The organism is Chryseobacterium sp. AC417 (assembly GCF_979258215.1).
Genome location: NZ_OZ409845.1, coordinates 3,362,720 through 3,380,337, shown reverse-complemented (window position 1 = coordinate 3,380,337; position 17,618 = coordinate 3,362,720). Strand labels below are relative to the sequence as shown.

The window sequence follows — 17,618 nt, the reverse complement described above, 5'->3', positions numbered from 1 at the left end:
ATTTCAGCAGTGAAATTGTAGTGATAAACATAAATGAACACAAAATATAAAATTGCAATAATTGGTTTAGGCTACGTAGGGTTACCATTAGCTCGCCTTTTTGCAACAAAATATTCAGTTATTGGTTTTGATATCAATGTGAATAGAATTTCTGAGCTGAATAAAGGATTTGATTCAACTCAGGAAGTAGATGATGAAATGTTAAGATCGGTTTTAGTGGATAACAATCCATTTGATACCGATACCAAAGGATTGTTTTGCTCATCAGAAATAAGTGATATCCAGAATGCAGATATATATATTATTACGGTTCCCACACCGATTGATAAGCATAACCGACCTGATTTAAATCCCTTATACCGATCAAGTGAAAGCATTGGTAAAGTCTTGAAAAAAAATAACATTGTTATTTATGAATCGACTGTATATCCTGGAGTTACTGAAGAAGAATGTGTTCCTGTTCTTGAAAAAGTATCAGGATTAAAATTTAATGATGACTTCTTTGTCGGTTATTCACCGGAACGTATTAATCCTGGTGATAGAGAACATACCGTTGAAAAAATATTAAAAGTAACATCTGGTTCTACCCCTGAAATTGGAAAAATTGTTGATGACTTATATAAATCGGTAATTGTAGCAGGAACCCACTTGGCTCCAACAATTAAAGTTGCTGAAGCTTCAAAAGTGATAGAAAACTCACAACGTGATCTCAATATTGCTTTCATGAATGAGTTGGCTAAAATTTTCTCATTAATGGATATTGATACCCATGACGTGTTGGAAGCTGCGGGAACAAAGTGGAACTTTCTGAAATTTAAACCGGGACTTGTTGGAGGACATTGTATTGGTGTAGATCCTTTTTATTTAGCCCAAAAAGCACAGGAAATAGGATACTATTCAGAACTGATTCTAGCGGCAAGAAGGCTAAACGACTCAATGGGGGCATTTGTTGCATCACAGGTTGTGAAATTAATGATCAAAAATGATATCAAAATAAAAGGCTCCAAAATTTTAAATCTAGGCATTACATTCAAAGAAAATTGTCCGGATATAAGAAATTCTAAAGCTATTGATGTTATAACAAATTTAAAAGAATACGGTGCTGAAGTAACTGCGTATGATCCATGGGTAAAGCCTGAAGATGTAGAGAAAGAATATGGAATTTGCTCAATAAATTCTCAGGATAAAATTAAAGAAAAGTTTGATGCCATTATTCTTACAGTTTCTCACGAAGAGTTTCTCAAGTTGGATCTAAGCGTGTATCTTAAAGAAAACGGAGTGATTTATGATGTAAAAGGCACACTGGCAAAACATACAGTAGATAAAAGATTATAATGGTATCAGACCATATTGATATTAAAGTCAATATTTGATTAATTTAAATATTTCATTTTATGAATAAACCTCAAATTATTGAACTTCCGAAAATATTGGATAAACGAGGTAATTTATCTTTTTTTGAGCATCCCAATCAATTACCTTTTATCATTTCCAGAACTTATTGGATCTACGATGTCCCGGGAGGAGAAGTTAGGGGAAGTCATGCTTTCAAAGAACAGCAAGAATTTATCATTGCACTTTCAGGTAGTTTTGATATCGTATTAAACGATGGCGATAAAGAAGAAACGTTTTCTCTGAACCGCTCTTATTACGGATTATATATTCCTAAAATGTACTGGAGGAGTTTAAAAAATTTTTCTACCAATTCTCTGGCACTGATAGTTTCTGACAGATCTTATGATGAAGCAGATTATATCAGAGATTTTGAACAATTTAAAATTTTAAAGAATGGTATTTAATGTTGAAGATTGTGAAATTATAGAATTACCTATAGTGCACAATGAAAGTGGAAATATTACAGTACTTGAAAACCAGTTAAATATTCCGTTTGATATTCGCAGGGTATATTATTTATATGATGTTCCCATGAATGCTGAAAGAGGAGGCCATTCCCATTACGAGTTGCAGCAATACGTTGTTGCCGCTAGCGGCTCTTTTACATTTATATTAGATGACGGAACCCATAAAAAAGAGGTTTTTCTTAATCATCCCAATAAGGCATTACATATAAAACCAGGTATATGGAGAGAAATGAAAGGTTTCTCAAGTGGTAGTATATGTTTGGTACTAGCATCAATGGAATATACAGAGAGTGATTATATAAGAGATTATACTGAATTTTTAAATTATAGAAAAAATGGCTAAAATACATCCTCTTTCCGATGTTCAAAGTGAAAACATTGGAGAAAATACAATGGTTTGGCAATATTGTGTTATTTTGAAAAACGCTGTCATAGGTGACCACTGTAACATCAACTGTCAGGTTTTAATTGAAAATGATGTAAATATTGGCGATAGTGTTACCATTAAACCGGGCGTTCAGATTTGGGACGGAGTAACTTTAGAAGACAATGTATTTATAGGACCTAATGTTACTTTCACTAATGATTTAATACCACGTTCAAAAAAATATCCGGAAATTTTTGCTAAAACGATCGTGAAAAAAGGAGCTTCTATAGGAGCCAATGCAACGATAGTTGCAGGAAACACCATTGGTGAAAATGCTTTAATTGGTGCAGGAAGCGTCATTACTAAAGATGTACCTGCTCATACGGTATGGTTTGGAAACCCTGCAAAACAAAAGGGTACAATTGATAATAACGGAACTATTACTTATTTATAAAAAAAATAATAATGATCAAATTTCTTGATTTACAGAAAATAAATCTTGCGCATCAGCAGGAAATAGAAGAAAAATTACTAAACACATTCCGCTCCGGATGGTATCTCTTAGGAAACGAAGTGAAAACGTTTGAAGAAAATTTATCAAAGTACATCGGAGCAAAATATGCGATTGGTGTTGCCAACGGTTTAGATGCGCTTAGATTAATCCTGCGTGCCTATATAGAACTAGGAGTTATGCAGAAAGGGGATGAGATTATTGTTCCTGCAAACACTTACATAGCTTCTGTATTAGCTATTTCAGATAACGGATTGATCCCTGTTTTTGTCGAACCGGATCTCGATAATTTTAATTTAGATATTTCTAAAATTGAAGAGAAACTGACATCAAAAACAAAAGGAGTAATGATCGTACATTTATATGGAAGAGTCGTTTTTTCTGAAGAGCTAAAAAATATTGCTAAAAAGAACAATTTAAAAATAATAGAAGATAATGCTCAGGCAATTGGGGCTGAATATAACGGCGTAAAAACCGGAAATTTAGGAGATGCTTCAGGATTTAGTTTTTATCCGGGTAAGAATTTAGGGGCATTAGGCGATGCTGGAGCAGTAACTACCAACGACAAAGATTTGGCAGATACAATCAGAGCATTAGCAAATTATGGTTCTAACGAGAAATATGTAAATATTTATCAAGGGTTAAATTCCAGATTAGACGAAATACAGGCTGCTGTTTTAGATGTTAAATTAAAATATATCGATGCAGAGAACCAAAGAAGAAAAGATATAGCAAAAAGATACATCTCTGAAATCAAAAACTCGAATATCATTCTTCCTTCGTTTCCCGATAATGAAAAAGAAGATGTTTGGCATTTATTTGTGATTAGAACACAACAGAGAGAAAAACTTCAAAATTATCTTACGGAAAAAGGTGTACAAACCCTTATACATTATCCAATACCTCCACATCAACAACTTGCTTATAAGGAAATGAATAATCAGTCTTTCCCAATAACAGAAAAGATCCATAGTGAAGTATTAAGTCTGCCTATTAGTCCTGTAATGAGTGATGAGGATGTATTCTATATAATAGAAAATATAAATAAAGCAGAATGGTCTTAAATGTGATTTTTTCATTCAACAGAGCTATGCAGTTGGATTATTTATTAAGATCAATTTTAGAGAATCTTAAAATTGATTTTAAAATTTTAGTATTATATCATACTACAGGAAAACATCACGAAGGGTATGAAATTCTAAAGGAAAAATATAAAAAATATGACAACTTTTCTTTTGTTGAAAGAAAACCAACTTTAATAGACACTTCATGCTTACTTTCTATAAAGAACAAATCTGATCTGAAGTTTTTTGTTAAATCTTCACGATTATTTAATAAGAATAGTGATAATTTTAAATCGCTTTTAGAGAAAATTCTTCAACAAAGTAATTGTGAATTTGTAATGTTTAATACAGATGACGGTTATTTTTTCGATCATTTTACTATTGATGAGGATGTTTTTTCACTGATACGAAATAATCCGGAAAATGTTAGTTATCGAGCATATGTAGGAGAGAATTTAGAGAACTTTCCATCTTATATTAAGCGATGGGGAAATCATTATTTATGGGATTACTTTTGGGATAAAAATGTCACGCATTGGTCATATAATTTTGCCATTGATGCGACTGCTTACCATAGAGAGACATTGCTGAAATTATTGCGCAAAGTTCCGTATCATAATCCTGTATCTCTGGAAGCAAATGTGGAAGGATATTGCAGAAGAAATGGTTATTTTGGTATAGGTTTAGGACCTGTTACATCGAAAGTTGTAGGTACATTATTAAATCAGGTATCTAAAGCAATAAATAATCCTACAATAAATATAGATACTGAAACGTTAAATCAATTGTTTATAAAGGGGTTTAGATTGAAATTGAAACTTACACAATATATTGATAAAGTTAATCTAGTGCCGGAAGAAGTAAAAGTTTATAATGATGTTGAGGAAAAAATACTTTACACACTTGATGGAAGTGGTAGAGAGATACAAAAGAAATTTGGAATAGGAGGTACAGAATTATAAACTCAATTGACCTTGGAAAAATCATATAAATCAACTTTTAAAAATACGCTTGCTTTTGGCGGTCTGCAAATTATTACAATTCTCCTTAATCTTATTAAAGGGAAGTTTATTGCGGTTTACTTAGGACCAGTGGGAATAGGAGTTAATAATCTATTGTTGACTACTATGAATTTGATTACAACTTTCAATGATTTAGGATTAGATCTTAGTGCGGTACGTAATCTATCTGGAGCACATGAAACGGAAAATGAAGAAAAATCAAATAGAACCATTACCATTGTCCATAAACTATTTTTTTATACAGCACTACTTGGAGCAATGATTTCGGCAGTATTTTCTCCTGTTTTAAGTTATATCACATTTGGGAATTATGATTATACTGTGTCATATTTGTTACTTTCTTTTTTTGTTTTTTTTACAACACTTTCGAAAGGTCAACAAACCGTGATGCGAGGATTAAGAAGGATCAACTTTATTATAAAATCAGGATTCTATGGTACTTCTGGCCGGAGTAATAATCTCTATACCATTTTATTATTTTTTCGGTATAGAGGGTATTGTTCCTACAATGATTATTACATCGCTAAGCAGTTTAATTTTATCATGGTACTATTATCGGAAGATTCCCAAAGTAAAACTTCAGATCAGTAATCTGGAAGTTTGGCAGGAAGGAAAACAGATGATGAAACTGGGATTAATGCTTGTTTTTTCTATCCTAGTCGGAATGCTAGTGAAATATCTCATAAGCGTGGGTATAGGTAGAATGGGTAATGTGAAAGATGTAGGTCTTTATGCTGCAGCAATGAGCATCAGCGGGCAGTATGTCGGGTTCATTCTTGCTTCATTGGGTGCAGATTATTTTCCCAGGTTAGCAGCTGTTTCTCATGATACTAAAGAAGTAAACAGAGTAGTTAACGAACAATCTGAAATAGTTTTACTACTTGCTACGCCTCTTTTGATTATCATGATCATTACATCTCCATTATTAATCAAAGTTTTGTTGACCAAAGAATTTTTTGCTATTACAGATTTTATAAGATTCATTGCACTGGGTTCTTTTTTTCAGTTAGCATCCTACTGTATGGGATATATATCTTTTGCAAAAAATGACCGTAAAACCTATCTTATCATGGAGGGTCTGGTAGGAAATGTCTTTAATCTTATTTTGAGTTTAATTTTGTATCATTTCTATGGTCTTTTTGGCTTGGCTGTAAGTTATTTAGCGTTATATATTATTTACTTTATAATTATAATTACAGTTACTGGAAAATTATATCATTTCAAAATGCATAAGGAAAGCAGCAAATTTTTCTTTATTTCATTTTCATTCATATTTCTTGTTTTTTTATGTTTCTATATATCCAATACATATATTGCTTATGGAAGCGCAATCACATTATTTATCCTAAATGCTTTTTACAGTTATCGTCATCTCAACAAGAGATTAGATATAATGAACCTTTTAAAACAGAAATTTAAAAGAAAAAAAACTTCATAAATTTGGAAAAACCTTTAAACAATCTACCGCTGATTTCTGTTATTGTAATTACTTACAACTCAGCAGAATTTGTTATTGAGACTCTAGAAAGTATTAAAGAACAGAGTTATGGTAATATTGAATTAATCATTTCGGATGATTGTTCAAAAGATGATACCATTGGTATTTGCGAAAAATGGACTAGTAATAACAGCAATCGTTTTTTTAAGAACTAAAATTATTACAGTTGAACAAAATTCTGGCATTCCCGCAAATTGCAATAGGGGAGTAAAAGCAGCAAACGGAGAATGGGTAAAGGTAATTGCTGGCGATGATCTTTTGATGAAAGATTGTTTAAAATATTTTTTTGAGTTTTCTACTACAAAAGAAAACTTGGAAGTTTGTGTTTCAGATCTGTATGAGTTTATTGACGGTGAACCTACGAATCTAAAATTGATAAAGCCGGATATATATTCTGTTTCAACAGATGTTCATAAACAATTTAGAAAACTGCTAAAATCTTTTTTTGGAAATGCGCCTACCTTCTTTATTAAAAAAAAGATTTTTGAAGATTTAAGTTTTGATGAAAATATAAAATATATGGAAGATTATCCTTTAGCAATCAATTTAAATAAAAAAGGTATTTTTATCCATTATTTGCCAAAGCCAACAGTACTATACAGAGTCAGAAATAATTCTGCTTCTAATGAAGAAAATACTAAATTGTTTTCTGATTTCTATAAGAAAATTGAAGATTTCAACAAGACTTATAGATATCCTGAGATGAGTAAAACGGAATATTTTACCGAGCGTTTTGAAATTTTCAAAAAAGATTTTTTTACTGCATTTGGTTTGAATAAGAATAAAAGTTTTAATCGAAAACTTTTTAAATACTGCAGTTACATTAATCCTTTTTTTGTTTTGAATAAAATCATAAAATGAAATTATTATCCATAGTTATTCCGATTTATAATGTAGAATTATATTTAGAGAAATGTTTACAAAGCATAACTTCACAGATTAATGGTAATAATGACCAGGAAATAGAGATTATATTGGTAAATGATGGATCTATAGATAATTCCAGAAGTATTGCTGAAAAATACAGTGAGAAATACAACTATATATCTTTAATTTCTCAGGAAAATATGGGATTGAGTGAGGCTCGTAATAATGGATTACAAGTTTCTGAAGGGAAATACGTATGGTTTCTCGATTCGGATGATTGGATTGCGGAGCAAAGCCTGAATAATATCATTGAAATAATAAAAAAAGATGAAGTAGAAATCATCGTTATTGGTTTAGGCGAATATAAAGATGACCAATTAATTAAAGAATTTATTCCGGAAAATAATCAAAATGGAATAAGTATATTGCGTGATAAAAACTATTTTGTAGGAGCTGTAGTTTACATCATGAATATTTCGTTCTTGAAGAAAAATAAATTAAAGTTTTATAGAGGTATATATCATGAAGATGAAGAATTTATAAATAGAATGCTTTATGTTGCTAGTAGTGTTGTAAATATTGATAGATTGATATATTGTGTAAATGTAAGAGAAGGATCTATCACAAGATCTATCAATCCTAAAAAAAGTTTTGATTTGTTAATCGTAATTTCGCAGCTTCATTTATTTATGCAGTCTGTTGAAGAAAAAGATATATATTATAATAGGATAGGATTATTATTTAATAATGCTTTAAATAATCTTAAAACTGCCACAAAGCAAGATAAAAAAAAATTCGATGAAGAGTACAAAAATAATTTTAATTTTATAAAAAAATATTTAATAAAAAGCAATAAGTTGGCATATAAAATTGAAGGGTGGCTTCTTTGCTTTCCTTTTACCAGACCAACTTTAGTGTATAACATCTTATCATATTTCAAGTGAGATTTTTTTTAATTTGCTTATTATTTTTAGCAACATTGATATCCTTTAGCGATCTGTTATTATCTGCTAATATATTACTATGGATATATATCATATTTTTATGCTTTAATATCTTAAAAGATCGATATGTATCTCTTGCTTCGATCTTCATTTTTGGTTTTATTTACATCTATTTTAAAGAAATTTTAAATAATACTCCAGATCTTATTCAGGAATGGGGCGAAGACAATGTAAATACCGCTTATAAAGTAGTGATGTTCACGGCTATCGCTTTTTTTGCAGGATACTACATTTATGAAATAATTTTTATAAAAAGAGCCAATAGCTTTCTGCCTAAGAAAGAGTTTTTTTTCATTAAAAATAAAAAGAGATTTTTTAATGTCACTTTGTTTTTAACATATTTAATTTTTCTCGGAAATATAGTTCTTATTATTAATGGGCTTACGAAAGGAAGGCAAAATGCTTTTGAATATGGTATATTTTCTTCAATAAGCTATGCAATAGGAGTAATATGTATTGTTAATTACAAACACTATTTTAAACAGTTTTATGGAAAAGACAGCTATTTAAAAGTAATTTTATATTCATTGCCAATTTTTATTTTATATGTAGGGAGTGGTACTAGATTTCTACTTTTATTTGGTGCAATTGCGTTGATCAATTCATCACTTATTAATCTGAAAGTTAAAAAGATTCTTATGTTGGGAGGTATAGTCATTGCAATGGGTTTTATAGGTAACTTTTTTCTTAAATACAGAAACGATGGCTTTACTGCAAATACAAAAGTAGAAGCTATATCCAAGGATGAGAATAGAAGTATAAATAAAATGATTGTCAGCAATTTTACTGAAGAAGCAGTTTTCCGAAATGCTGCAATGATAAATGATTATACTACTAAGAATGATTATACCTATGGAAAGAGTATTTCATTTATTTTATATTTTTGGGTTCCGAGAGTAATTTGGGAATCAAAACCTACCCAAATTGATCACTGGCTAATCAGAAAATATACTCATGAATATGATGATTCGGGTCACTCAACAGCTTCAGGATTTTTGGGTGAGATTTATATGGATTTTGGTAAATATCTTACCGTATTTATCTTTTTTTTCGTTGGAATGCTCATATCTAAACTAAATAGGAAGCTTTTGAGCGTAAATGTTGATTCATACTTTAAACTGTTAGTTTCAAGCTCCATTATTGCATGGTTATTTTTTGCTGTTCGTTCCGTATTAACATCTTCAATGATGCTTTTTTTTATAATTCTACTCGCATATGTTTTTTCAAAAATATTCAAAAGATGGAAACTGATAAAATAATTATAACAAATCTTCCAGCATTTTATAAAATAAATTTATTAAATAGAATATCAAATCATGATAAAGTATTTGTGATCTTTACTGGAAATACAGCCGAAATCAGAAATAGCGATTTTTTTAAACAACATTTAATAGAGTTTGATTTTGTTGATTTAAAGAATAAGTCATTTTTTTATCGGTTTTATTTCATTATAAAATTATTTATGTTTGCGAAATATAAAGAATTGATTATAGGAGGCTGGGATGAGCCATTACTATGGTTAGTAAGTATATTAAGTAAAAAGAAAAAAAATTCCGTTATAGTAGAATCAAGTATTCATGAATCTAAAACTCATGGAATAAAATCATTGGTGAAAAAGCTGTTTCTTAAAAGAATCAGCAACGCTTATGCTTCTGGGAATTCTCAAATTAGATTATTACAAGCGTTAAATTTTAAAGGGAAAATCATAAAAACAAAAGGGGTAGGGATATTTAATATATGCCCTCAACCGCCATTTAAAGAAAGAAATTCTGTGGTGAATTTTCTTTATGTAGGAAGACTTTCTAAAGAAAAAAATTTGGAAAGTTTAATAAAAGTATTTAAAGAATTACCCGAGTTAGTTTTGCATATAATAGGTTTTGGTCCAGATGAAGAATATCTTAAATCAATCGCTTCAAACAATATAAAGTTCTTAGGAGCCATAAAAAATACAGAGCTTCACAAATTTTATAAATTGCATGATGTTTTTATTCTTCCTTCTATCGTAGAGCCTTGGGGGCTTGTTGTAGAAGAAGCGTTGAATAATGGCATGCCAGTAATTATAAGCAATAAAGTAGGATGCGGTGATGAGATTGTAAAAGATGGAAATAATGGTTTAATTTTCAGGGTTGAAGATCAGAACGACATGAAGGAGACCATTATAAAAATAAGACATTTAGATTTATACAATCATCTCAGAAAAAATATTAGTGAAATGAATTTCGAAGAAATTGCTAAAAGTCAAATCGAGGTCTACCTTGCAAAAAACAATAAAACGACTGGCTAATGAAAATACTACATACTGTTAATAGTTTTGGAAAAAAATCTTATGGTTTAGGTTCTATAAGTATGGGATTAGCAAAAGCTCAACTTTCGTTGGGGGAAGACGTACATGTTTGGAGTGGAGATTCAAAGGAAGATGTGCAATGGGCTGTTGAAAATTACAATTTTCCTGAAGATAGATTGGTAGGTTTTCCATCAGACATACCACTACTTAACGGATCTAGAAAACAGTTGAAAGTCGCTGCTAAGAGTTTTCAATATAACATTGTGCATCAACATAGTCTATGGACTTCCCAATCTTTGGTGACTTCAATATTAAGAAAGAATGGCGCAAAAACATGTATTGCTGCACATGGCACATTATCCGAATTTGCATTAAATAAATCTAAATTTAAAAAAGACATTGCTTTAGCATTGTTTGAACGTACAAATTTGAAAAATTCTGATGTTTTGCATGCAACATCAGAATTTGAAATAGAAGATTTTAAAAGATTAAATTTAAAAAATCCTATTTCATATATAGAAAATGGGATAGGATCTCAATTTATTAATAAAAAAGGTAATGGTGAAATCTTTAAGGAGAAATTTAATATTCCAAAAGACAAAAAAGTACTATTGTATTTGTCTAGGATTACTCCTAAAAAAGGTTTAGATATGCTGCTTAAAGCAATGTCTGAAATCAAAAATGAATTTGCCGATTGGGTATTGGTAATCGTTGGAAATGATGAATTCAATTATCAAATTAAGATAGAGGAGATGATAAACGAAATGAGATTATCAGATTTTGTTTTTATTATTGAACCTCAAATAGGAGATGCAAAATTTGATGTTTTCGATGCCTCCCACTTTTTTATTTTACCTTCTTATTCTGAAGGCTCACCAATGGTTGTGGTTGACGCTTTAGCATATGGCTTACCCGTAATTACAACGAAGTCTTCAAGCTGGGAAGATTTGAATGATTTCTCATGTGGTTTTTGGGTTGATATTGATAAGAATGCTATTAAAAGTGCTTTAATAAATATGATAAATTTGGATGAAGAGAAATATTTAAAATATTGTCATAACGCCAAAAACTTAGTTATCAAAAAATATTTATGGGACGAAATATCAAAAAAAACACTCTTGCTTTACAATTGGCTGATGTACAAAGATAATAAACCAGATTTTATTTATTAATATGAAATATATAGTATTAGGTGGTAACGGATTTATAGGATCTTACATCGTTGATATTTTAGTAAGTAAAGGTCACGAAGTTACTGTATTAGATATTGGAAGGGAAAAATATAGAGAACCTGTACCGAATGTCAATTACATGTTTGGGAGCATAACTGATCAAGATTTGATTCAACAGGTGTTTAAAGGTCAAGATATTCTTATCCATAGCATCAGTACAACCGTACCTATCACTTCAAACGAAAATATTGAATTTGATATTGAATCAAACTTAATAAATTCGGTGAAAATATTTAGAACTGCGTGTGAGCAGAATATTAAGCGAATAATTTATTTATCAAGTGGTGGAGCAGTTTATGGTGAACCCGACATAGTACCCATTAAAGAAAATTCATCTACAAACCCTATATCTTCGTACGGAATTACAAAACTTGCAATAGAGAAATATTTAGCATATTTTTCATCAAATTTCAATATAGAATACAATATTGTACGACCTTCCAATCCTTATGGACCGAGACAAAATCCATTCGGAAATCAGGGAGTTATTTCTGTATTTTTAGGAAAGATTTTCAGAAACGAAAAGATTGAGGTTTGGGGTAATGGTGAAATCTATAAAGATTATATATTTATAACAGATTTGGCAGAATCAATTTACCAAGCCTCTATCTCCAAAGAAACATCTCAGATATTTAATATCGGTAGCGGAAAGGGTGTTTCAATTAATGCAATTATTGAAACAATAAGACTAGTGGTTAATAAAGAATTTCAGGTTAATTTTTATCCTGTAAACAAATTTGATGTACAGCATGTCTGCCTTGATATAGAAAAAGCTAAAACAAAATTAAATTTTACACCACAAGTTGGTTTAGAAGACGGTATAAATAAAACTTGGAAATTTTTACAAAACTTAAATTTAAAATAAATGAAAATTCAAAATAAAATACTTCTTATAACAGGAGGCACCGGTTCTTTCGGAACTGCTGTCCTGAACAGATTTTTACAAACAGACCATTTCAAAGAAATCCGTATTTTTTCTCGTGACGAGAAAAAGCAGGATGATATGAGAAATTTGTACAAAAACGATAAAATAAAATATTATATCGGAGATGTAAGAGATTTTTCAAGTGTTGAGCCGGCAACAAGAGGAGTAGATTATATTTTTCATGCTGCAGCATTAAAGCAGGTTCCATCTTGTGAATTTTTCCCTATGCAGGCGGTGAAAACCAATGTCGAGGGAACGCAGAATGTGATACGTGCAGCTACTGCCAATAAAGTGCAGAAAGTAATTTGTCTTTCAACCGACAAGGCCGCTTACCCAATCAATGCAATGGGGATTTCCAAGGCAATGATGGAAAAAGTTGCGGTCGCAGAATCCAGAAATACCACTGAAACTGTGGTTTGTCTTACCCGTTACGGAAATGTAATGGCTTCAAGAGGATCTGTAATTCCTTTATTTTTAAATCAGATTCAGAAAGGTGAGCCGATTACGATCACAGATCCGAATATGTCTCGTTTTTTCATGTCATTGGAAGATGCAGTAGATTTAGTACTATTCGCCTTTGAGCACGCAAATCCTGGAGATTTATTCGTGAACAAAGCTCCTGCAGGCAGTATTGGAGATTTGGCAAAAGCCCTAATAGAACTGACAGGGAAAGAAGTTCCTGTAAAAGTAATTGGTACACGCCACGGAGAAAAATTATATGAAACGCTTTGTACCCGTGAAGAAATGGCTAAAGCAGAAGATATGGGAGATTTTTACCGTGTTCCGGCAGATAACCGTGATCTGAATTATGCGCAATATTTCTCTGAAGGTGAAGAAGAAGTTGCAGAAATTGAAGATTACCATTCTCACAACACAAAGCAAGAAGGTGTGGAAGGATTGAAAAAATTGATTTCCACTTTACCATTAATCCGAAAAGAAGTTTTTGGTGAAGATGTGATGCAGTACCCTTATTAAATTTATTTAAAGGGAAAAATGCTGTTAGAAGGAAAAAAACATCAGGACGAGAGAGGTATCATCACGTATAACAATGAATTCGATGCTTCGCAGGTTAAGAGAATTTATACGATAGAAAATAACTCAACAGATGTTGTTCGTGGTTGGCAAGGTCACAAAATAGAACAAAGATGGTTTGCCTGCATGAAGGGCAGTTTTGAGATTTCTGTAATTGTTGTTGATAATTTTGAAAATCCTTCGGAAAAATTAATGATTAAGAAATATCTTTTACAGGATGATGTATTAACTTACCTCCATATTCCTGCAGGCTGCATTACTGCTATTAAAGCATCAACTAACGAAAGCAAACTGTTGGTTTTAGCTGATTTTGCATTGGGGGAGATTAGCGACGAATACAGATATAGTTTAGATTATTTTAAATAAAAAACAATCTGATAAAGGCTTATTGCCAATCATCAGTTGTCAAAAGTAAATATATAATGAAAAAAATCGGAATTACCGGTCAGAATGGCTTTGTAGGAAGACATTTGTACAATACCTTAGGATTATTTCCTGAAGAGTTTCAGAGAGTTAATTTTAATAAAGACTATTTTGAAGATCAGAATCAGCTTGATCAGTTTGTGGCAGAGTGTGACGTTATAGTGCACCTTGCAGCAATGAATCGTCATGAAATTGAGCAGGTTATTTATGATACAAATATTGCTTTGGCAGAAAAATTAGTTGAATCATTAAAAAGAACAGGTTCAAAAGCTCATGTTATGATTTCGTCTTCCACTCAGGAAGAAAGAGATAATCTATACGGAAGATCAAAAAAACATGGGAGAGAAGCTTTAGCCAATTGGGCTGAACAGAATGGAGGTAAAGTAACAGGATTGATCATTCCTAATGTATTCGGTGCATTCGGAAAACCTTTTTACAACTCTTTTGTGGCTACATTTTGTCATCAGTTAACACATGGTGAAACACCTACAATTGCTAATGATGGAGAAGTGAAATTAATTTATGTTCAGGAATTAGTGGATACCATCATTACCGAAATTAGAGAAGGTAATAGTAAAGCTGAATTTTTTATTGAAGCTACTGCAACTAAAAAAGTATCCGAAGTTTTAGCATTATTAAATAATTATAAAACAAAATACTTTGACGGCGGAGAAATTCCTGTCATCAAGGACTCATTTGAACATAATTTATTCAATACGTATCGTTCTTATATAGATCATAAAACACATTATCCGGTAAAGTTTACACAACATACAGATCCTCGAGGAGCTTTTGTAGAAGTAATTCGTTTGGGAATTGGGGGTCAGTGTTCTTTTTCTACCACCGTTCCGGATATTACAAGAGGAAATCATTATCATACAAGAAAAATTGAACGCTTTGCTGTAATCAAAGGAAAAGCTTTAATTCAATTAAGAAAAATAGATACCGACGAGGTTTTAGATTTTTATCTTGACGGTAATGAGCCTGCCTATGTAGATATGCCGATTTGGTATACTCACAATATTAAAAACATAGGAGAAGAAGAATTATATACGATTTTCTGGATCAATGAAGCATTCAACCCGGAAGACTCAGATACTTATTTTGTTGAAGTATAAATAGTAACGATTAAACAATGCAGCATACAAAAAGCTCAATGCTATAGGTAAATCGCTAACAGCCATACAATGAAAAAACTTAGAGTAATGACGGTGGTAGGAACCCGTCCCGAAATTATCAGATTATCAAGAGTAATAGATGCTTTAGATGCTTCTGAAGCAGTAGAACATATCATCGTTCATACCGGACAAAACTACGATTACGAACTCAATCAGATTTTCTTTGAAGATTTGGGACTTCGTAAACCAGACTACTTCCTTGAAGCAGCAGGAAAGACAGCGACAGAAACTGTAGGAAATATTTTGATAAAAATTGATCCTTTATTAGAAGAATTAAAACCGGATGCGTTTTTGGTATTGGGAGACACAAATTCATGTTTGTGTGCAATTCCTGCAAAAAAGAGACATATCCCTATCTTCCACATGGAGGCAGGAAACAGATGTTTTGACCAGAGAGTGCCGGAAGAAACTAACCGTAAAATTGTAGATCATACTTCAGATATTAATTTGACGTATTCGGATATTGCAAGAGAATATTTATTAAGAGAAGGGCTTCCTGCAGATCGCATTATTAAAACAGGTTCTCCGATGTTTGAAGTTCTGAATCATTATTTACCTCAGATTGATGCTTCAGATGTTCTTGAAAAATTAAATTTAGAAGAAGGAAAATTTTTCGTAGTGTCATCTCACAGAGAAGAAAATATTAATTCTGAGAAAAATTTCAGAGGTTTGATGGATTCTCTCAATGCAATTGCAGAGAAATATCAATATCCAATCATTGTGTCAACGCATCCGCGTACGAAAAACATGATCGACAAAATGCGGATCGAAATGCGTCCTGAAATTCAATTCTTGAAGCCATTAGGTTTTCACGATTATAATGCATTGCAGAAAAGATCGTATGCCGTATTATCAGATTCAGGAACCATTTCTGAAGAATCTTCTATATTGAATTTCAGAGCATTAAATATTCGCCAGGCGCATGAAAGACCTGAAGCAATGGAAGAAGCAAGCGTGATGATGGTAGGATTATCGCCAGAACGTATTTTACAGGGATTAACACAGGTTTTACAGCAAAAAGTAGGAACGGAAAGAAATTTCAGACCCGTTTCTGATTATTCTATGCCGAATGTTTCTGAAAAAGTAGTGAGAATTATTATTTCTTATACAGATTATATTAAAAGAACAGTTTGGTCAGAAGAGATCTAAGATAAAATGAATATTATTTTTTTGACTTTAGTTGAGATTAATTCGGTAGAAGACAGAGGTATCTATCAGGATCTGTTACGTAAATTCCGTAACGAAGGGCATGATGTTACTATAATAACTCCTGTTGAAAGACGAAGAGATATTTCTACTAATTTCATTGAAAAAGAGGGTGTTTCAATTCTGCAGGTAAAAACATTCAACATTCAGAAAACTAATATTATAGAGAAAGGTATCGGTACTCTTGCGATAGAATACCAATATCTTTCTGCGATAAAAAAACATACATCTCATAAGAAATTTGATCTGGTTTTATATTCTACACCGCCCATCACTTTTGGAAAGGTAATTGAATATATAAAGAAGAGGGATCATGCAAAATCATATCTTCTGTTGAAAGATATTTTCCCGCAAAATGCCGTGGATATGCATATGCTGAAGAAAGATGGTTTTTTGCATAAACAATTTTTAAAAAAAGAAAAAAAATTGTATCAGATTTCAGATACGATTGGCTGTATGTCTCAGGCAAATGTAGATTTTGTTTTAAATCATAATCCTGAAATAAATAAAAGCAAAGTTGAAGTTAATCCTAATACGATAGAACCTGTTGTCTACGAATATTCTGATCAGCAGAAAAAAGAAATACGAAACAAATATCAGATTCCTACAAACAAAAAAGTATTTGTTTACGGCGGAAATCTGGGGAAACCTCAGGGATTAGATTTTTTATTAGAAACCATTCAGGCAACAAAATGTGAAGATATATTTTTTTTAATAGTTGGTGACGGAACTGAATTTCCTAAAATTCAGGATTGGTTCAATAATAACAAACCCAACAATGCAAAACTATTGCAACGCTTACCAAAAGAAGATTATGACAAACTATTGGCGGCATGTGATGTAGGTTTGATATTTTTAAATAAGAACTTTTTAATTCCTAATTTTCCATCAAGATTACTGTCATATTTGGAAATGAAACTACCGGTACTTGCTGCCACAGATCCTCATACTGATATTGGAGATATTATTGAGAAGGCACATTGTGGCTATAAAGTAATGGCGGGCAATCAAAATGATATGCAGACTAAGCTTGGAGCTTTACTTCAGGATGATCTGCAAAAATTGGGTAAAAATGCAGAAACACTGCTTATGAGTGACTATATAATTGAGAGATCCTATAATTTGATTATGAATAAGATTTAA

Annotated in this window: 20 protein-coding genes; all 20 read left to right on the top strand. The window is 31.5% G+C overall.

Going from position 1 to position 17,618, the window contains the following annotated elements; genetic code table 11:
- The first annotated feature begins 33 nt into the window (after positions 1 to 33).
- The 20 genes from ACZZ9T_RS16090 (at position 34) to ACZZ9T_RS15995 (ending at position 17,618) form a co-directional block, all read left to right on the top strand.
- A complete protein-coding gene (locus tag ACZZ9T_RS16090; protein WP_463442928.1) occupies positions 34 to 1,335 on the top strand; it encodes a nucleotide sugar dehydrogenase in 1,302 nt (433 codons plus the stop codon).
- Positions 1,336 to 1,394: 59 nt separating this feature from the next.
- Positions 1,395 to 1,799, top strand: coding sequence for a sugar 3,4-ketoisomerase (locus ACZZ9T_RS16085; RefSeq protein ID WP_463429351.1), 405 nt, complete (start codon positions 1,395 to 1,397; stop codon positions 1,797 to 1,799).
- Positions 1,789 to 2,205 carry a sugar 3,4-ketoisomerase gene (locus ACZZ9T_RS16080; RefSeq protein ID WP_463429350.1) on the top strand — a complete coding sequence of 139 codons (417 nt, stop codon included), beginning with the start codon at positions 1,789 to 1,791 and terminating at the stop codon, positions 2,203 to 2,205. The genes ACZZ9T_RS16085 and ACZZ9T_RS16080 overlap by 11 nt, the downstream gene beginning before the upstream one ends.
- Complete coding sequence (locus tag ACZZ9T_RS16075; protein WP_463442927.1) at positions 2,198 to 2,683, top strand: acyltransferase; 486 nt, start codon at positions 2,198 to 2,200, stop codon at positions 2,681 to 2,683. The genes ACZZ9T_RS16080 and ACZZ9T_RS16075 overlap by 8 nt, the downstream gene beginning before the upstream one ends.
- A gap of 11 nt (positions 2,684 to 2,694) precedes the next feature.
- On the top strand, positions 2,695 to 3,804 hold the full coding sequence (locus ACZZ9T_RS16070) for a DegT/DnrJ/EryC1/StrS family aminotransferase (protein WP_463442926.1): 1,110 nt from the start codon (positions 2,695 to 2,697) through the stop codon (positions 3,802 to 3,804).
- Complete coding sequence (locus tag ACZZ9T_RS16065; protein WP_463442925.1) at positions 3,795 to 4,766, top strand: hypothetical protein; 972 nt, start codon at positions 3,795 to 3,797, stop codon at positions 4,764 to 4,766. The genes ACZZ9T_RS16070 and ACZZ9T_RS16065 overlap by 10 nt, the downstream gene beginning before the upstream one ends.
- A gap of 12 nt (positions 4,767 to 4,778) precedes the next feature.
- Positions 4,779 to 5,417, top strand: coding sequence for an oligosaccharide flippase family protein (locus ACZZ9T_RS16060; protein WP_463442924.1), 639 nt, complete (start codon positions 4,779 to 4,781; stop codon positions 5,415 to 5,417).
- Positions 5,314 to 6,264, top strand: coding sequence for an oligosaccharide flippase family protein (locus tag ACZZ9T_RS16055; RefSeq protein ID WP_463443014.1), 951 nt, complete (start codon positions 5,314 to 5,316; stop codon positions 6,262 to 6,264). Before ACZZ9T_RS16060 ends, ACZZ9T_RS16055 begins: the two co-directional genes overlap by 104 nt.
- A gap of 2 nt (positions 6,265 to 6,266) precedes the next feature.
- On the top strand, positions 6,267 to 6,479 hold the full coding sequence (locus tag ACZZ9T_RS16050; protein ID WP_463442923.1) for a glycosyltransferase family 2 protein: 213 nt from the start codon (positions 6,267 to 6,269) through the stop codon (positions 6,477 to 6,479).
- On the top strand, positions 6,415 to 7,185 hold the full coding sequence (locus tag ACZZ9T_RS16045) for a glycosyltransferase family 2 protein (protein ID WP_463442922.1): 771 nt from the start codon (positions 6,415 to 6,417) through the stop codon (positions 7,183 to 7,185). The genes ACZZ9T_RS16050 and ACZZ9T_RS16045 overlap by 65 nt, the downstream gene beginning before the upstream one ends.
- Complete coding sequence (locus ACZZ9T_RS16040) at positions 7,182 to 8,135, top strand: glycosyltransferase (RefSeq protein WP_463442921.1); 954 nt, start codon at positions 7,182 to 7,184, stop codon at positions 8,133 to 8,135. The genes ACZZ9T_RS16045 and ACZZ9T_RS16040 overlap by 4 nt, the downstream gene beginning before the upstream one ends.
- Complete coding sequence (locus ACZZ9T_RS16035) at positions 8,132 to 9,454, top strand: O-antigen polymerase (protein WP_463442920.1); 1,323 nt, start codon at positions 8,132 to 8,134, stop codon at positions 9,452 to 9,454. Before ACZZ9T_RS16040 ends, ACZZ9T_RS16035 begins: the two co-directional genes overlap by 4 nt.
- Positions 9,436 to 10,479 carry a glycosyltransferase gene (locus ACZZ9T_RS16030; RefSeq protein ID WP_463442919.1) on the top strand — a complete coding sequence of 348 codons (1,044 nt, stop codon included), beginning with the start codon at positions 9,436 to 9,438 and terminating at the stop codon, positions 10,477 to 10,479. Before ACZZ9T_RS16035 ends, ACZZ9T_RS16030 begins: the two co-directional genes overlap by 19 nt.
- Positions 10,479 to 11,651 carry a glycosyltransferase gene (locus ACZZ9T_RS16025; RefSeq protein WP_463442918.1) on the top strand — a complete coding sequence of 391 codons (1,173 nt, stop codon included), beginning with the start codon at positions 10,479 to 10,481 and terminating at the stop codon, positions 11,649 to 11,651. The genes ACZZ9T_RS16030 and ACZZ9T_RS16025 overlap by 1 nt, the downstream gene beginning before the upstream one ends.
- A 1-nt stretch (position 11,652) precedes the next feature.
- Positions 11,653 to 12,576: an NAD-dependent epimerase/dehydratase family protein gene (locus ACZZ9T_RS16020; RefSeq protein WP_463442917.1), complete on the top strand. Its 924-nt coding sequence runs from the start codon at positions 11,653 to 11,655 to the stop codon at positions 12,574 to 12,576.
- Entirely contained in the window at positions 12,577 to 13,611 is a 1,035-nt protein-coding gene (locus ACZZ9T_RS16015; RefSeq protein WP_463429338.1) for a polysaccharide biosynthesis protein, read from the top strand.
- A gap of 18 nt (positions 13,612 to 13,629) precedes the next feature.
- Entirely contained in the window at positions 13,630 to 14,034 is a 405-nt protein-coding gene (locus ACZZ9T_RS16010; protein WP_463442916.1) for a WxcM-like domain-containing protein, read from the top strand.
- Between the two features lie 56 nt (positions 14,035 to 14,090).
- Positions 14,091 to 15,209 (top strand): polysaccharide biosynthesis C-terminal domain-containing protein, encoded by a 1,119-nt coding sequence (locus ACZZ9T_RS16005; protein ID WP_463442915.1) that lies wholly within the window; start codon positions 14,091 to 14,093, stop codon positions 15,207 to 15,209.
- 69 nt (positions 15,210 to 15,278) lie between these two features.
- A complete protein-coding gene (wecB, locus tag ACZZ9T_RS16000; RefSeq protein ID WP_463442914.1) occupies positions 15,279 to 16,418 on the top strand; it encodes a non-hydrolyzing UDP-N-acetylglucosamine 2-epimerase in 1,140 nt (379 codons plus the stop codon).
- 6 nt (positions 16,419 to 16,424) lie between these two features.
- Complete coding sequence (locus tag ACZZ9T_RS15995) at positions 16,425 to 17,618, top strand: glycosyltransferase family 4 protein (RefSeq protein WP_463442913.1); 1,194 nt, start codon at positions 16,425 to 16,427, stop codon at positions 17,616 to 17,618.

What these genes read in the sequence shown, in the direction of transcription:
- ACZZ9T_RS16090 (WP_463442928.1), top strand. Translation starts at nt 34, where the DNA reads ATGAACACAAAATATAAAATTGCAATAATTGGTTTAGGCTACGTAGGG.
- ACZZ9T_RS16085 (WP_463429351.1), top strand. Translation starts at nt 1,395, where the DNA reads ATGAATAAACCTCAAATTATTGAACTTCCGAAAATATTGGATAAACGA.
- ACZZ9T_RS16080 (WP_463429350.1), top strand. Translation starts at nt 1,789, where the DNA reads ATGGTATTTAATGTTGAAGATTGTGAAATTATAGAATTACCTATAGTG.
- ACZZ9T_RS16075 (WP_463442927.1), top strand. Translation starts at nt 2,198, where the DNA reads ATGGCTAAAATACATCCTCTTTCCGATGTTCAAAGTGAAAACATTGGA.
- ACZZ9T_RS16070 (WP_463442926.1), top strand. Translation starts at nt 2,695, where the DNA reads ATGATCAAATTTCTTGATTTACAGAAAATAAATCTTGCGCATCAGCAG.
- ACZZ9T_RS16065 (WP_463442925.1), top strand. Translation starts at nt 3,795, where the DNA reads ATGGTCTTAAATGTGATTTTTTCATTCAACAGAGCTATGCAGTTGGAT.
- ACZZ9T_RS16045 (WP_463442922.1), top strand. Translation starts at nt 6,415, where the DNA reads ATGATACCATTGGTATTTGCGAAAAATGGACTAGTAATAACAGCAATC.
- ACZZ9T_RS16040 (WP_463442921.1), top strand. Translation starts at nt 7,182, where the DNA reads ATGAAATTATTATCCATAGTTATTCCGATTTATAATGTAGAATTATAT.
- ACZZ9T_RS16030 (WP_463442919.1), top strand. Translation starts at nt 9,436, where the DNA reads ATGGAAACTGATAAAATAATTATAACAAATCTTCCAGCATTTTATAAA.
- ACZZ9T_RS16025 (WP_463442918.1), top strand. Translation starts at nt 10,479, where the DNA reads ATGAAAATACTACATACTGTTAATAGTTTTGGAAAAAAATCTTATGGT.
- ACZZ9T_RS16020 (WP_463442917.1), top strand. Translation starts at nt 11,653, where the DNA reads ATGAAATATATAGTATTAGGTGGTAACGGATTTATAGGATCTTACATC.
- ACZZ9T_RS16015 (WP_463429338.1), top strand. Translation starts at nt 12,577, where the DNA reads ATGAAAATTCAAAATAAAATACTTCTTATAACAGGAGGCACCGGTTCT.
- ACZZ9T_RS16010 (WP_463442916.1), top strand. Translation starts at nt 13,630, where the DNA reads ATGCTGTTAGAAGGAAAAAAACATCAGGACGAGAGAGGTATCATCACG.
- ACZZ9T_RS16005 (WP_463442915.1), top strand. Translation starts at nt 14,091, where the DNA reads ATGAAAAAAATCGGAATTACCGGTCAGAATGGCTTTGTAGGAAGACAT.
- wecB (WP_463442914.1), top strand. Translation starts at nt 15,279, where the DNA reads ATGAAAAAACTTAGAGTAATGACGGTGGTAGGAACCCGTCCCGAAATT.
- ACZZ9T_RS15995 (WP_463442913.1), top strand. Translation starts at nt 16,425, where the DNA reads ATGAATATTATTTTTTTGACTTTAGTTGAGATTAATTCGGTAGAAGAC.